Origin of the sequence: Amycolatopsis sp. NPDC004079 (genome assembly GCF_040610415.1) — a bacterium.
Lineage (GTDB): Bacteria > Actinomycetota > Actinomycetes > Mycobacteriales > Pseudonocardiaceae > Amycolatopsis > Amycolatopsis halotolerans.
This window is the reverse complement of the sequence record NZ_JBEXMH010000007.1, coordinates 46,669-61,057: the sequence shown is the minus strand read 5'-3', so window position 1 is coordinate 61,057 and position 14,389 is coordinate 46,669. Positions and strand designations below refer to the sequence as shown.

Genomic DNA, 14,389 nt, shown 5'->3' with positions numbered 1-14,389 from the left:
CGTCGATCGAGGGCTGGCGGTGGCGGGTCTCGTCTCAGGCGGTGCAGTCGCTGAGTGTGCCCTCGCCTGGTTTCCAGGTCGTGTTCGTCGACCGGGACGTCGGTGAGCTGCTGCAGCCGCTCCCGTCGGTTGCGACGTACCCGTTTGAGAACACAGCTCCTGTGCGGTCGTTCCCGGCGTTTCGAGGCCAGCGCAACAACGTCGTCTAGCTGGACTTCGCAGCCGAGGTGATGGGCCTTTCTTCGCAGCCGTTCTGGCTGAGCTGGGACGAAGGCGATCGCGGACGTCGCCACGCTCCGGGCTACTTCGCGCGCCTGGCGGACGGCGCAGCGCTCGTGGTCTTCTGCCGACCACGCGGCCGGATCAAGCCGCAGGACGCGGCCGCCTTCGCGGCTACGGAGAAAGCCTGCAAATAGATCGGCTGGCGGTATGAGCTCCCGAGGGGCCGGACCCGACGCGCATGGCGAACCTGCGCTGGCCGGCTACCGCTACACACGCTGATGGAACTCGCGTCCCTACGGCGGCCCCCTGGCCACGTTGCCGGTGATCTTCCACCCGCTCTAGGCGAGCGAGCTGCGGACGAACCTTTCGTTGCTGCTGAACGAATATTCGACGATGAGAGCGACGTCCGGCCCAGCACCCTGGAACCGCAACCGGACTATCGAGCACGCGAACGACTACCGTCTGGCCCATGGCAAACAGAGGGCACGTCCACGACGAAGTCGAACCAGGTCACTCATCACCAAATCGACCCGCGGCCGCCGACATAAAGCACGTCGTGCCAGCCTCCCTCGCCTGGTGGAGCTACGTCGCCAACTTCAAGCGATGGCGGGTTCCGGTCGAAGCTAGGACTGTCACTTGGGTTGAGTTATATGCCAGGTTCGGGCAACCGGCATCACAAGAGACTGGCCAAGCGACCAACAGCAGGCTTAGCGAGGTAGAGCGACGCATCGGAGCAACGGGCCCCGCCGACCACTTGCCTTCCCGCCTTGGAAAGGACTAGACCAGCTGCCAACGGCTGCCGACCCCAACAACCCGGCGAGCAACACTCGCCACCCAGCTCCGTGCATGTCCGCAATCTTCGGCCGGACAAGACAGTCAGGGAAGTTGCCGCTTCAACACGCAAGGTGGCGTTCGGTGCACGCTACCGTCCACCTCGGCGCTGGACGCGGCCCACTGCTCGCCGGCTTCGTCGCCCGATGCGAAGCCGAGTCGGGCCAGGTGAGTACTACAGCTCCCCCAGGCCTCTTAGCAGCATTAGACGGCCTCGGCCTCCGCCCCTGACAACCGAGCCGCAGTCGACAGAACAGCCGAGGTGCGAACTCCTCCCCGACAACAGATTCGTCCCGCGAGTCGACGGTACGCTCGTCCTCGGGACCGGTGCCAGTGGCGAGGTGCCGCTGCCCGGCCGCATTCGCCCCGCAGGCAAGGCCAACGGAACAGGAAGACTCCGACGTCGGCACGCGACGTTGCTCCGGAACCGATCTCGCAGCGAGGTCCTCGTGCCGCACCCGGCTCACAGACAAGGGCCGCCCTGCGTCACCTCCCGCCACGCGAACGGCGGCAGACGAACGACGCGAACCGCTCCCCCGTCGCCGCATTTCCTGTCCGCACGCTCGATGCGGCGCTGCGTGCCCCACCCGGCATCTGAGATCAGCCGGGCGAGGGTGGTCTGCCGGCTAGCGTCGGGCACGAGGTCGAGCACGCGATGATCCGTCGCGGATCGTCGCAATCCACGACTTCCACAACCCGCTCGATCAGGATCGCGGATTCCCTGCAGAGGGCCAGACTTCCCGCCATCGCAACGTCTCTTCCGCGCTGGCACTGTCCACAATGATCGGACCGGGCTCTGCTTCCCCGCGCGCCAGCAACATGGCCGCACAGAGACCGGTCGCGCCGTCGGCACCCGACCGCGCGGCCAGGTCCGGTCCTGACGCAGCCAGCACGGCGTCCAGCCACTGGAGGCACTCGACGGAATCGGCATCCGTGACGGGACGGCCGCGATCGCGGCGCAGACCCGGATCACCCAGAAGCCGCTCCAACACCGCGTACTGGGCCTCAGACAGCACCCGACCGCGCGACGCGAGCCAATCGGAGACCCGCGCGGGATCCTCACTGCGCGCGGATTGCACCAGCCAGTCGAGTACCAGCGACGCAGTTCCCCAGGCGAGACCCTCCGCCAACATCGCATCGGCATCCCCGGACGAGCGCCCCGAGCCGATGACGTCGCGATGCTTGGCCAAGGTGCAGAGCCTGTTCCACACTCGATCGAGACGCACGGCGGCAGCAGGCATCGTGAGCGGGTCGCCCTTGCGGGCCTTCCACAGCATGTCGAAGGGGAGAAACGGGACCTCGGCCGAGGACTTCCCTTCGCCACCGCGGTGGAAGCCTCCGAGCACAACATGCCGCGCAGCAGCCTGTGTACGACTACCGTCGACGACGCGGGCAGCCTCGGTGTACTTGCCGATCTTGTGCTCGGCCATGTGCGTCTTGATCGCGGCCTTGCGGCGACGAGCGCTGCGTTTGCCCATCCGGTCCTCCTCGCGCGGGAGCCCACGTCACCCCGCACAATTCGCCAGACATGACGGCTGCGGGTTCGCCTCGCGCGTGAGTCCTCCCCGAATGGGAAGCCAAGCTTGTCCTCAGCGCCGCTGGCCACGTGGGGACCGGTCGACTCAGAGAAGGGCCAGCGCATGCCCTTGTCGCTTTTTGACTGTAGCGGGACGGCTCCGACCGCAGCCAGGCGACGTCACCCGTCTGCGGCTACCCCTTCTGTACTGGCTCCCGTACAGAAGGGGTAGAGGATGCTGACCTGTCACAGGGGCGAGACTGCCGGACTGGACGGACTACATGAGCTCGCTGACGAAAGATCCACCGGTGGCACTGAGCACCGACGCAGGGACTGTGCTGGAGAACGGCGATACAATGATCAGTTCCATCGCTGCCTGGCGCACCGGACCCGACCCGGACATGCCGGCAGGCGGGTGCCCGAGCCTGAAGGCACATCCGGTGTCGACCGGGTCGTCGTGGACGCTGCGGGATCTGTCGGCGCTCGCCGACGCGATCAGGGACCAGCCCGTCGCGGAACTGTCGCACGGGGACCTGCCGATGGTCGCTCAACCTGGCTGGCCGTCCCGGACGGAACTTCGGCAAGTGGGGCGAGAACGCGGCCGCGACGTCGGGGCCTGGGCCATCCCCGGCGGGATGGTCGACCGCGGCGAGTACACCCCGGCCACGCTCGTGCGCGAGCTGCGCGAGGAGACCGGGATCGACCTCGCCGCGATCGCGCCGACCGTGCTCGGTCGCGAACGGGTCGTCGACTGGCGCAACACCGACCATGCCAGGGTCGCCAGCACGTTCGCGCTGTTCATCATCGAGGAGCCGCGGTTGGCGACTGCGGGCTCCGACGCCTGCTGGATCCGATTCGAACAGCTAGCCGCCGACCTCGAAGGCGGCGGCCTTTACGCCTCGCGCCAGCCGCTCCTGCAACGCGCCCTCGACCGCCCCGCAATGACGAGCGAGAAGTGCCTCCCGCGGCCAGCACCGGCAGCCATGCTCGACGTGCAGCGATGACTGCTGCCTTCTGGGACCGGTACGCCGAGCGCACTGCCGCCGACACCGACGTGCCCGTCCTCGAGTGGACGCAGTACCCCGGCCACGGCCCCGGTATCGAGCTGCTCGGCGACCCGCGCTCGACACTCGAACTGGGATGTGGGCAGGGCGACGCCGTCGCCGCGCTCGCCGGAGGCGGCGTCGACGCGACTGGGGTGGACCTGTCCGCAGCCCAGATCGAGCAGGCGTGCAGCCGCTGGGGACACGTCGAGGGCGCCCGCTTCGAACACGCGGAGGTGCTGGGGTTCCTGGCCGCGGCCGACCGCACCTGGGACGCGGTGTACTCGATCTGGGGCGCGCTATGGTTCCTCGACCCGGACCTGGTGCTGCCGCTCGTACGGAAACACCTGACACCCTGCGGGAAACTGGTGTTCTCCCACGCTCCCCCGGTGCCCGGGGCCTACGGCTGCCAGGGCATGTACGGCGCGGCGTTCACCGCGGATCCGATGTGGGTGTACCGGTGGTCCTACGTACCGGAAGCATGGACGGACCTACTGCGCCGCAACGGGTTCGGCCACATCCGCGCGCGAGTCGAGGCCGCTCCGGAGCCAGGGAAACTGGGCACGCTCGTCGTTGAAGCAGAACTGCCCTCCTCCGTGCGGCCGGGCACGAATGGCTGAGGAACGCGACGACGACTTCGAGACGCTGCGCCGGGAGCTGCTGCACCGCGCCGAACCCGACCGGGCGGCTGTCTCGTGCCATGCCCGGCTTCCGCCGCTCCCCCGCTGCGCGAAAGCCGGTCAGGTCGACGCAGCTGTCGACGCCGGGAACGCCCGTCGCGGACTGCGGCTCGCGGGGCGGGACGCTTGCGACGAGGTCACCGACGACGTTTTCACGCGTTCGCAACGACCGCGACCCAGTGGTGCGCCGCGTCGCGATGCTCGCGCGCCAGTTCTGTCACGTGCGGCTCGCAGAGCCTGGGAACGCGGCCGCCTGCCGCGCGGACCGCCGCCAGGAGCTGCTTGCCGGTTGCGGCGGTCTCGCGGTGTTGCACGATGGCGGGCAAGAGGTCAAGTACTGCGGCCACGTCGCTGTAGGTGCGCCAGGCGGACACCGGCAGCGGAACGCCCGCCCGTCGATGCCAGTGCGTGATGGCCGCCCACAACGCGGTGGCGGCGTAGCCGGCCGCTGCATTGCGGCCGGCTACGGCCTGCCGACGGGGCGCGGCGCCCGCGAACAGCCTCTTCAATTGCCGGTCGAGGCCGTCGCGGGTGATGTTCTGCCCGGTGACGGCCGTGAAGGTCTCGGCCAACGCGGTCCACGGCACCGACCGCACGCTCCAGAACATGCCTGTGCAGGAAATCCACGCTGTGACCACGGCTTCGTCGGCGAGGACGTCGAGATCGACGATCGAGGTCTGCAGACGGGTCCGGACCGCGTCGGTCGCCGATGCCTCTCCGGCCGCAAGGGCGTCGATGTCCGACAGCGCCCGCGCGAGATTTGCTCGGACGTCCTCGACACACCGGCGCGCAGCCGGATCCAGCACAGTGGGCATGACGGGCAGCGTAGGCGGCCCCTGGAGCTGCACCATTCGCGTGACATCTATTGACAACTCCGCATTCAGGGGCGTATTTAGCGGCTTTTCCGGGTTCGTCTGCGCGGCCACTGAACTGAGTTGTGCGCGAACATGCGGAAGGACCACGTCCCATTCCGAAGCCGCACACCCGGGAATCCACTGCTGGACAGCTGGCTTGACGGAGTCGACAGCTCAGTTTCCTCGTCGAGATCGCCCAGCGGATGCGGAGCGGATCACTGCTGTTGACGGCGGGCGTGGTCGATGAACTCGGTCCGCCTGTGCTGCTGTGCCTCGACGAGAACGCGCCTGGGCGAGAGCGAAGAGAACGGGACTGTTCGTTGGCAAGAATCCCCAGCCTGTGGCCCAGATCCTCGGCAGCGGCGACGAGGAGATCAGCCAGACCTAGCCCTTCCGGCAAGTTGAGACGATCAGCAGCAAGCACCCGCGGTGCCGCACGAGGCGTTGTCCCCCACGTGCCGTTGAGATTTTGAGGTCCAGGATCCACCTGCTCGGTCTCCGTGCCGTCCACCACCCACTGACCGTCCCGGAGTTCCAAGAACACGACCAGCGCCATCTCGATGTAGTGAGGACCGTCCCTGTGCGGATCATGCGTCACGCCGAGTCACGACTATGGCCGATCAAGTCGGCACTGCGGTGGGACGCGGTGTGTCCATCCGGGAGCTGGCGTTGTCGAGGGTCCTCGAGCATCGCGTTTTTGCGCGACTCATTGGCTGAGCCAGCCTGCCCGTACCCAGTCCGCAGTGTGAGCGACTGCCCGCATCCGTATTGGCACGGGACACGTCACAGGGAACTGGTGACAATGGTCCGCGCCGTTTGGATATGCCACTAGAACTTAGGCCCGGCGATCAGCGCTCTGGGTAGTGCTGGTGCCCGTTCCCGTCTGCATGCTGACAATGCGGTCGGCGCATGGCCGCCAACGCGGCCCAGGAGGGCTTGAGATCTCTACGATGAGGGACCGTTGAGATGCTGCATCGAGACCAGCTGGGCCGCGTCGAGGCTAAGGCAACCCGTGCCCGGGCAGCCTCTCTCCCCCGCGTTCGCTCGCCCTGACCCGTTACTCTGCCGACCTTGGCTATGGATCGGGCGAACAAGGCCGATAGCTATGCGGCCGCAGGCGTTGTGACACCTCGTTTGTCGAGATCCTCAAGCACCAGGTCGTAGTCCCCATTGACTTCGGAACGAGGAGCGTGGATAGGGAGCGGCTGTTGGTGGCTGTAGGCGCTCGGTTCAAAGTGCTGCTGCCTGACCTGCGGAGTCATGAGCGCTTTGTACGCGGGCACCGCCTGCATCTTGTCCATGATCTCGCCGTAGAAGCCGCCTTGTCGCTTCGGGGGGATGATGCACGGCATCACAGCGGCGACCTCAGCCGTGGATGAACCGTCCCTGCGCATGTCGTCAACGGTGTCCCAGACGTCCATGAGATCGGCGTGCTTGAGCGTGGGGGCGAAACACATCACAACGTCGTCCGCAGCTGCGATTGCTGACGTGGCCAGGATGTTGAGTTCGCCGGGGCAGTCAATGAGCACGATGTCGATGAACTGCTCGAGCGGACGGATCGCTTCGCGGAGGCGCTGACCGCCGTTTGCCTGCGCCAGCGCGAGAGCGTCGTCCTTCAGATTGGCATGGCCGGCGATGACGAAGAGGTTGTCGACTTGCGTGCCCTGGATGGCGTCGAGAAAAGTCGGCGGCCGCCTGGACTCAGCCCCCTTCTCCTTCACCTTGGGGCGTCGAAGCAGAACGTCGCCGACGTAGTGCTGCTCATCGTCGTACGGGTCGACCACGGCGTTGAGATAGAACGTCGAGGTTCGCTGGCGGTCAAGGTCCACGATGCAGACGGCTTGTCCCCGCAAGGCCAGCTTCGTCCCGAGCGTGACGGCCGAGGCCGACTTCCCGGCACCGGCGGCCCCGCTCATGAAAGCGATGGTCTTCAAAAGTCCTCCCGCGTATTCCGGCGGAATATTGGTCAGCCCACGTCGTTCGAGGCGAGCTTGTCGTCCATGAACTGGTCCAGGTTGAGATGACCGAGGTCCCTCAGCCGCGCAACGTGCCGTTGGACGTAAGGCGGCCAGTCTTCGGTGTCGTACTTCTCGCGGCTTGCTTCGTTCTCGATCGCAGCGAGCACAACGGCGAGGGACACGCGTTGCCGATGAGCCTTGCTCTCGACCTGCGCTTCGATGTCGCGATCTGCGCGAATCTTCCGGTCAAGCCATGAACTCACGACCTTGGCCATCTTCGCGTCGAGACGGGACGGTGCGTAGAGAACGCCGTCCATCAGCGTCTGATCAACGGTCGCGGGGGGAAGCTCCGACTGCAGAAACAGCCTGCAAGCTTCTGCGCGCTGGCGGGATGCAGCCTCTGCCGCACTTCTCCGCTGCGCTGCAACCGGGGAAACAACGGGTACCTGGGCGGAGGCAGTAGCGGCAACGGGTTCGTGAACGCGGTCGTCTTCCGAGGCGGCGGCCACTGGACCGTCGGCCGGATCGCTGCGCGCGGTGTCGTCCGCCGCGTCATTCTCGATGCTGGTTGTGGGGGGTGGCGACACCGGTTGAGCGAGATAGGTGAGGTGCCCGTTCGAGATGCGGGCGCCCACCACTCGTTCGCGTTCCTCTCCCAAGGCGTCTTCTGCGGCCACCTCCACAAGATCGGTCACCGGTCGGCTGTCGGGCAGAAGTTCGATCCCGTGCTCGCGCACAACCGCCCGAAGGTCGTCTTCCCGTGCTCGCAGTTCCGCTGCAGCCCGCTGCCTGTTGATCAGCGTGGCGATCGGGGTCGGGCTCTTGGCGTCGTCGTCGCCGATCTCTTTGACCTCGTCGAGGTGGTCTTGCCAGATGGCGAGTGCTGCGGCTTCGGAGGTCTTGCTGATCTTCAGCAGTCGCGATGCGTCTGCACGGTTCAACTGCTCGGCGTTCACCGCCTCGATGAGGATCTCAGGCAGATCCAGAAGCGCTCGTGTCTTCGCAACGTGCGGTTGGCTCACGCCGAGGGTCTGAGCGACCTGCTCCTGGCTGTAGCCATTGTTGAGCATCCGATCGAAGGCTTCCGCCTCCTCGATCGGGGTGATGCTGTCGCGGTGCTTGTTCTCGGCAAAGAAGATCGCCGCAATCTCTCCCCGGGAGAGATTCTTCGTGCGGATGATCGCGGGAGCATCGATCTCCCCTGCCAACGCGCCAGCGACGGTCCGCATGTGGCCGATGATCGACACGAACTCGGCCTTTGGGTCGATCAGGTCCTCGAGCTCCGGGCTCGCAGCGACAATGTCGGCGCGCGTCGCGAGAGTCAGAGGCTGAAGGAAACCGTGCTCCTCGATCGAGTGTTTCAGCGTCAGCATCTTCGGCGTGTTCGGATTCGATCGCCGCTTCGGGTTGTCCGGGTGGGGAGCGATCTTGTCCAAGCGGATCCGCGGGAGCGTCGCGACGTCGACATTCTCCGCGGCTTGCCTCATCTGCTCCAACAGCGCCGAGTTGCCCGCTGCTGGCTTGGAAGGCTTCGATGGCCCCCTGCTTCCAATGACCGCTGCTGCTCCGCCGCCGACCCGGTTGTTCCGAGTTCCCATCGAGCCTCCACTACGTTGTTGAATCGGGCATCTGAGAAGGATGGGGGAGCGGCCGCCTCGCTCCACGAGGGGTGACCGCTCGAAGGTGCCTCATCAGGGCGAGTTATCAGGCTGGGCGAGGTGATTGATCACGGTGTTCTGGACCTCATGGCACTGTCTCGTTCGACGCTGAAGACGTCCTGACAAGGCTGCTGCGAACTCTACTGCGTACCTCGCAAGCCGACCGCAGTGCCACGCCAGCCCGTTCAGAGGCCGGGGGCTTCGACCGACCGGCGCCGATATTCCGTCGGAATATCGGCGCGACGAACATCGAACAGAGCACCGGCCGATGTTCGTCCATCCGCTCTATGCGCCGGGCCCATCTTCAGGGGCAGCTATATTCCGACGGAATACTCGCGATCCGATGGGGGTGACCGACGCGGCGACCGGTAGCCGCACCTTCCGTATTCCGACGGAATATCGGACTCGACGGCGTTGCCGTAAGCCACCCTTGGGGCCGACGGCCTCTCCGCAGCAGCAGCAGCTTGTCGCTGGCGTTCGAAGCAACCGACGTCGACGCTCCCGGCAGGGTCTGGGGAAGCAGTTCCCCCGTCACCGGGTTTGTGGTCCCCGAGGCGGGGCTGTGGTCGCCAGGTCCGGCGTGATTTTGTCCCCCAGTCGCACGCATGATCCGGGGGGTGGTGTCACCGGGCCTGGTGGCATCGACCGACCGCTGAATAGGGACACGACCGCCGGTGGGCAGGTCTCTTCGTAACGTGAGCGCCGGCGCTCGATGCCCGACTGGCGATCACCGCCGCACTGACTGAACTGGCTTGGTGAATGAGCAGCGACTACGGTGTGTTCCTCGGTCTGGACGTCGGCAAAGCGCCCACCACGCGGTCGGATTGACCGCCAGCGGCGGACGGTTGCACGACGGGTCGCTGCCCAACGCCGAGCCGAAACTGCGGGCATTGTTCGACAAGCTCGCCGGGCACGGACCGCTGCTGGTCGTGGTCGACCAGCCCGCCACCATCGGGGCGCTGCCGGTCGCCGTCGCCCGCGCGAACGGGCACCAGGTCGCTTATCTGCCCGGCCTGGCGATGCGTCGCATCGCCGATCTCTACCCCGGCCGCGCCGAGACCGACGCCCGCGACGAGTTCGTCATCGCCGACGCCGCCCGCTCGCTTCCGCACACGCTGCGCCAGGTCGACGTCGGCGACGACGCCCTCGCGGAACTGGACGTGCTGGCCGGCTTCGACGACGCCCTCACCGCCGAGGCAACCCGGATCAGCAACCGCATCCGCGGCCTGCTCACCGGCATCCACCCCGCCCTCGAACGCGCCATCGGACCAAGAACCAGCCACCCGGCAGTGCTGGAAATCCTCTCCCGCTGCGGCGGACCCTCCGGAATCCGCAAAGCCGGACGCCGCAAACTCGCTGCGATCGCCACCGTCTACGCGCCCCGCATGGGCAGCCAACTGGTCGACGCGGTCATGACGGCGCTCGCCGAGCAGACCGTCACGGTCCCGGGCACTGCGGCTGCCGACACCGTCCTGCCCCGATTGGCCGACAGCCTGAAAACCATTCTGCAGCAACGCAATCAGATCGCGGCCGAGGTCGAAGGGATACTCGATGCACACCCTCTCTCCGAGGTCCTGACATCGATGCCCGGCATCGACGTCAGGACCGCCGCCCGCATCCTCCTCGAAATCGGCGACGCCTCCCACTTCGCCAGCTCCGCACACCTCGCCGCCTACGCCGGCATCGCCCCCGTCACCCGCAGATCCGGCACATCGATCAAAGGCGAACACCCCGCCCGCACCGGCAACCGCAAACTCAAACGCGCCTTCTTCCTCGCCGCGTTCGCCTCGCTCTCCGATCCCGTCAGCAGGACCTACTACGACAGAAAAAGAGCCGAGGGCAAGAAGCACAACGCCGCGCTGATCTGCCTCGCCCGCCGCCGCTGCGACGTCCTGTTCGCCATGCTCCGCAACCGCACCCACTACCAACCCCACCGGCCGACGCGCATCACACCACCCACACCCGCCGCCGCTTGACCAACCAATAGAGACACCCCCCACCGACGAAGTCTCGGAGATGGTCGAGCTGCTCGTCTGACTGATAGACGATCGCCTATTCAAGGCACACCGATCGGGTGCCGAATGCGCCGGACGTCTACTCACGTGGGAGTACGGCTCCGATCTCGCGTGCGACCCTTTGGACGATGTCGGCCCAAATCCGACCGGTTGCTTCGCAGACCAGCCGACGATGCACGACCAATCGATATGTACATCGGATCGTGGACGTCGCTCTCGTCCTTGACCGGAGCTCGGCCAGCTCCCGGAGCGTCACCTGGCAACTGCGCACAGAACGAATCGTCTTGGCTGCCTGTAATCCCGGATTACACCAGTGCCCGCATCCTCGCCGCGTCGCTCTGCGCATTGCCGCAGGTCAGATCCACTATCCGGACACATCCTGGCGGGAGACACAGGATGTCACGAGATGAAGGGCGAGTTTGAGTCACGACTGACTTAGACTCCGCGCGTGGACGCTCGAGGCAAGGTCCTGGCTGCGATGCAGCTGACTGTCGAGGACCGTACCGCACTGGCCGCGGCTGCCGCAGGCGGCAACCGTCGTGTCGCGCTGGTCGCGCGGATCCTTCTGGAGTGCGCGCGCGGAGAACCTGACGCTGCGGTGGCCGCCGCGTTCGGAATCAGTGCTCGCACGGTTGCCCGCTGGCGGCAGCGGTTCCGTGACGACGGCGTCGCCGTGCTGGGCGATCCTGGACGGCCGGATGCCGACGACCTGGTCCGTGCGGCGTACCTGCCCGACGGGCCGGCGGGTTCGGTTCCCACGACCCGATCTGCGGCGGCAGGGTTGGGGGTGTCGCAGGCGACGGTGGCCCGTGCCTGGCGGGCGGCCGGTGTGCATCCTCTGCCGAGCGGGTTGCTGATCGGCGATCCGTGGGCCCGCGGGCATGTCCGTGCGGTCGCCGGTTTCGCGGTACTTCCCTTCCCCGGCCTTCGTCCTGTAGTCGCAGCAGCCAGCGCGGATGATCCGGTCCCTCGCTCGGCGGCGATGCGGGCGCTGGTGTTCTGGGTCGTCGACGGTCCGGCGACGCCTTGGCGTCGCCGGGCGGAGGACGCGCTGGTGATGGCGTTCGGCGAGCGGGAGCGGTTGTGGGAGTCGGCTGCGGGCTGGTGCCGCGCGGTCGGTGAGCTCGCAGTCCATGTCCGGGACGAGCCTGGCGTCGGAGGATCTGCGGGCGAGCTGGCCGCGTTCGTCAGGGACCTGGACGACCGGCATCCGGACGGGACCACGACCTGGGTCCATCTCGATGGGCCGGTGGCGGCGGGGGAGCTGAGCGGGATCGGGGGAGCGGTGCTCCGGTGCGCGCCGTCGGCGGCGACCTGGTCGGCGCTGGCAGTACGCAGCCTGGCCGCGACGGCGGCGGTGGCTGAGGCGCGCGGGCTGGACAGCGGTCTGCCGAGGATGGAGACCGCGGCGCGACTGATGCTGGCCAGGTCGGACGCGGATACGCCGCTGCGGTGGAAGGAAGATCCGGGCCGGGTGGCGGACATGCTGCCGCGGCTGCGGCAGCGCAGGCCCGCGCCGCCCCGGCGGGCCGTGCCGGCGACGTGGAGCCTGGGCGAGGCGCTGGAACGCCTGCGGGCCGCGTGTTCGGACGACACGATCGATGATCTGCCGCCGTTCGAGCAGCTGGTGTTGCTGCGGCGGCGGTGGGACCCCGCGCGGTGGGGGGAGGGCGAGGTCGGGGTGGCGCACGCGGTGCTGGCCGGGCTGATGCTGGACTGCGACGTGCTGGAGGCCGCGCTGCTGGACCACTGTCGCCGGCCGCATGTGGAGCTCGATCCGTGGCTGGTGGCGCGGCGGCTGGGGGTGACGACGTTGCACGCGGTCGGTCAGCGCGCCCGGGCCCGCGCGGCGGGGGTGGGCGCGGGGCGGCGCAGCTCGGCGAGCCCGGCGCTGCCCGACCCGCGCGAGGCGGTGCAGCTGGATGCCGAGGGACGGCGGCGGGATGTGGTGGGGGAGACGGTCGAAGGTCTGCTTGAGCTGTGGCGGGAGGACCTGGTCGACCACGAGCAGCTGCTGGAGACCTTGCCCGGCGCGGACGATCGGTTCGGGCTGCTCGCGTGGCTGGTGGATCCGGCGCGGCCGGTGCTGGTCGACTGGCGATCGGACCGGCCGGGGCCGCAGGAGCGGCACCGGGCCGCGGCCGACGCCGGGCTGGTGCTGCTGGCGGACCTGCGCCACCGGCTACGGGACGAGCAGCTGGCCTGGTACCGGATCGGGGTCGGTGCCGGGGTGTCGTGGCGGGTGCAGGGCGAGCCGTACGGGCGCGCGCCGAACGCGGCGCTGCGGCACTGGCAGCGGCTCGAGCAGCGGGCCCGCAGCACTGTCGCCGAACCGGCTGCGGGCGGCGGGCGGGAGCGCGGGGAATGGTGGTCGGGCCGCGCGGACGCGATCGCCGCGGCCGTCGCGAGCGTGCGGCAGCACTGCGGGGTGTTCGAGGCCGACGACGATCTCGGCCTGTACGCATGGTGGCTGGCGGAGGAGATGGGGCCGACTGCGCTCCTGGGGTTCCTCGACGACTTCGCCGCGGTCCGGCAGTGCGCGGACTGCGACGCGGGACGGGCGATGGTGGTGCGCGACGAGACGGGCCGCGGGCGCTGCCCGGCGCACGGCGGTCACGGCGACCTGGCCGCGACCGCCGTGCGGCTGGGCCCGCTCGCGGCCGAGCTGAAGCAGTTGCGGCGCGGCGCCCGCTGACCGCGGCAGCCGACCTTCGCGGGCGATGTTCGGCGACCCCGCCAGCGGGGCGGGCTTGTTCTGTGGGACCCGCGGGCGGTCGGCACGCTCACGACCGGACCGCCTCGTCCGCAGCGTGTCGGCCTTCCGCACGCTCCGGGACGACGGTCGGCAGGCAACCCCGGTTCCGCGCGCAGCCGCAGCGGTCGGTGGTCCCGGCGGCGGGTCGACGACGTAGGCGGGTGTTGCCCGCGCCCTGATCATGACCACGGAATCGGTCGGGAGCGGCTTGCGACGACGCTGCGCGGCCGTTGTGCAGGGCGGGCATGGCGTCCGCTCGGCGGGGCCCGACGGCGGGCGCCATGCCCGCCCGCCGAACAGGCGCTTGCCCGCCCGCTGTCCCGCCCCGCCGGACACCCGCCGGACACCCGCCGAGGACCCGCCAGGACCGCAGGTCAGCGGGCGATTGGCGGGCACCGGGCGGCGGGCCGCAGGCGGGCGATTGGCGGGTGGCGGGTCGCCGCTTCGGCGGGGCACTCGGCACGGCGGCTGGCGGCTTGTCGGCGGGCGACTGCGGCGGGTCGCCGGTGGGTTGCCCTGGTGGCCTGCTCGGCGGGGAGAGCGCCCGCCGGGAGCGGCCGGGTCGGTGCGCGCGGTCGGCGGGGTCGCGCCCGCCGATGCCGGGCCGCCGGGTGGCGACGGAGACCGGCCGAGCAGTTGGTCGTGCGGGTCCGAACGAGCGGGCTGCGCTGGTCCGTTCGGCTCGGCCCGCGGCTGTCTTGCAGCCCCGTCGGGGCGCAAGGCGATGGCCGGTATGCGGTGCTCGCGCGCAGCAGGCCGTGGCACCGGGCGGGTCTGGGTCGACGAGGTCGGCCCGCAGCGCCATTGCGGGTGGGATCGGTGCCCGTGTCGACGTTGGGGGTGCTGCTACTCTCCGT

8 protein-coding genes and 1 pseudogene are annotated in these 14,389 nt (G+C 68.5%); 4 read left to right on the top strand and 5 right to left on the bottom strand.

Annotated features, from left to right (window positions below; translation table 11 throughout):
* Nucleotides 1–1,516: 1,516 nt before the first annotated feature.
* The gene (locus ABZX37_RS10055) at nucleotides 1,517–1,705 is read right to left on the bottom strand and encodes a hypothetical protein (protein ID WP_354737907.1); all 189 of its coding nucleotides are present in this window, start codon (nucleotides 1,703–1,705) and stop codon (nucleotides 1,517–1,519) included.
* Nucleotides 1,706–1,757: 52 nt separating this feature from the next.
* On the bottom strand, nucleotides 1,758–2,531 hold the full coding sequence (locus tag ABZX37_RS10050; protein WP_354737905.1) for a hypothetical protein: 774 nt from the start codon (nucleotides 2,529–2,531) through the stop codon (nucleotides 1,758–1,760).
* A 394-nt stretch (nucleotides 2,532–2,925) separates the two neighbouring features.
* On the opposite strand from ABZX37_RS10050, the gene ABZX37_RS10045 reads away from it, so the two are divergent.
* Both ABZX37_RS10045 and ABZX37_RS10040 read left to right on the top strand, forming a co-directional pair.
* Nucleotides 2,926–3,573, top strand: coding sequence for an NUDIX hydrolase (locus ABZX37_RS10045; protein ID WP_354737904.1), 648 nt, complete (start codon nucleotides 2,926–2,928; stop codon nucleotides 3,571–3,573).
* The gene (locus tag ABZX37_RS10040) at nucleotides 3,570–4,232 is read left to right on the top strand and encodes a class I SAM-dependent methyltransferase (RefSeq protein ID WP_354737902.1); all 663 of its coding nucleotides are present in this window, start codon (nucleotides 3,570–3,572) and stop codon (nucleotides 4,230–4,232) included. The genes ABZX37_RS10045 and ABZX37_RS10040 overlap by 4 nt, the downstream gene beginning before the upstream one ends.
* A gap of 212 nt (nucleotides 4,233–4,444) precedes the next feature.
* On the opposite strand, the gene ABZX37_RS10035 is transcribed toward ABZX37_RS10040, so the two are convergent.
* The 3 genes from ABZX37_RS10035 to ABZX37_RS10025 form a co-directional block, all read right to left on the bottom strand.
* Nucleotides 4,445–5,107, bottom strand: coding sequence for a hypothetical protein (locus tag ABZX37_RS10035; protein ID WP_354737900.1), 663 nt, complete (start codon nucleotides 5,105–5,107; stop codon nucleotides 4,445–4,447).
* A 1,142-nt stretch (nucleotides 5,108–6,249) separates the two neighbouring features.
* Complete coding sequence (locus tag ABZX37_RS10030) at nucleotides 6,250–7,080, bottom strand: ParA family protein (protein ID WP_354737898.1); 831 nt, start codon at nucleotides 7,078–7,080, stop codon at nucleotides 6,250–6,252.
* Nucleotides 7,081–7,112: 32 nt separating this feature from the next.
* Nucleotides 7,113–8,702, bottom strand: a complete 1,590-nt coding sequence (locus ABZX37_RS10025) for a ParB/RepB/Spo0J family partition protein (protein ID WP_354737896.1) — start codon at nucleotides 8,700–8,702, stop codon at nucleotides 7,113–7,115.
* An 819-nt stretch (nucleotides 8,703–9,521) separates the two neighbouring features.
* Between ABZX37_RS10025 and ABZX37_RS10020 the strand changes: the two are divergent.
* Together ABZX37_RS10020 and ABZX37_RS10015 are read left to right on the top strand one after the other, a co-directional pair.
* Nucleotides 9,522–10,738, top strand: a pseudogene (locus tag ABZX37_RS10020) (IS110 family transposase).
* Between the two features lie 487 nt (nucleotides 10,739–11,225).
* Entirely contained in the window at nucleotides 11,226–13,472 is a 2,247-nt protein-coding gene (locus tag ABZX37_RS10015; RefSeq protein ID WP_354737894.1) for a helix-turn-helix domain-containing protein, read from the top strand.
* Nucleotides 13,473–14,389: the final 917 nt, after the last annotated feature.

Bases quoted from the DNA above. Each gene is read 5' to 3' on its own strand.
- ABZX37_RS10035 (WP_354737900.1), bottom strand. From the start codon at position 5,107: ATGCCCACTGTGCTGGATCCGGCTGCGCGCCGGTGTGTCGAGGACGTC.
- ABZX37_RS10045 (WP_354737904.1), top strand. From the start codon at position 2,926: ATGATCAGTTCCATCGCTGCCTGGCGCACCGGACCCGACCCGGACATG.
- ABZX37_RS10050 (WP_354737905.1), bottom strand. From the start codon at position 2,531: ATGGGCAAACGCAGCGCTCGTCGCCGCAAGGCCGCGATCAAGACGCAC.
- ABZX37_RS10040 (WP_354737902.1), top strand. From the start codon at position 3,570: ATGACTGCTGCCTTCTGGGACCGGTACGCCGAGCGCACTGCCGCCGAC.
- ABZX37_RS10025 (WP_354737896.1), bottom strand. From the start codon at position 8,702: ATGGGAACTCGGAACAACCGGGTCGGCGGCGGAGCAGCAGCGGTCATT.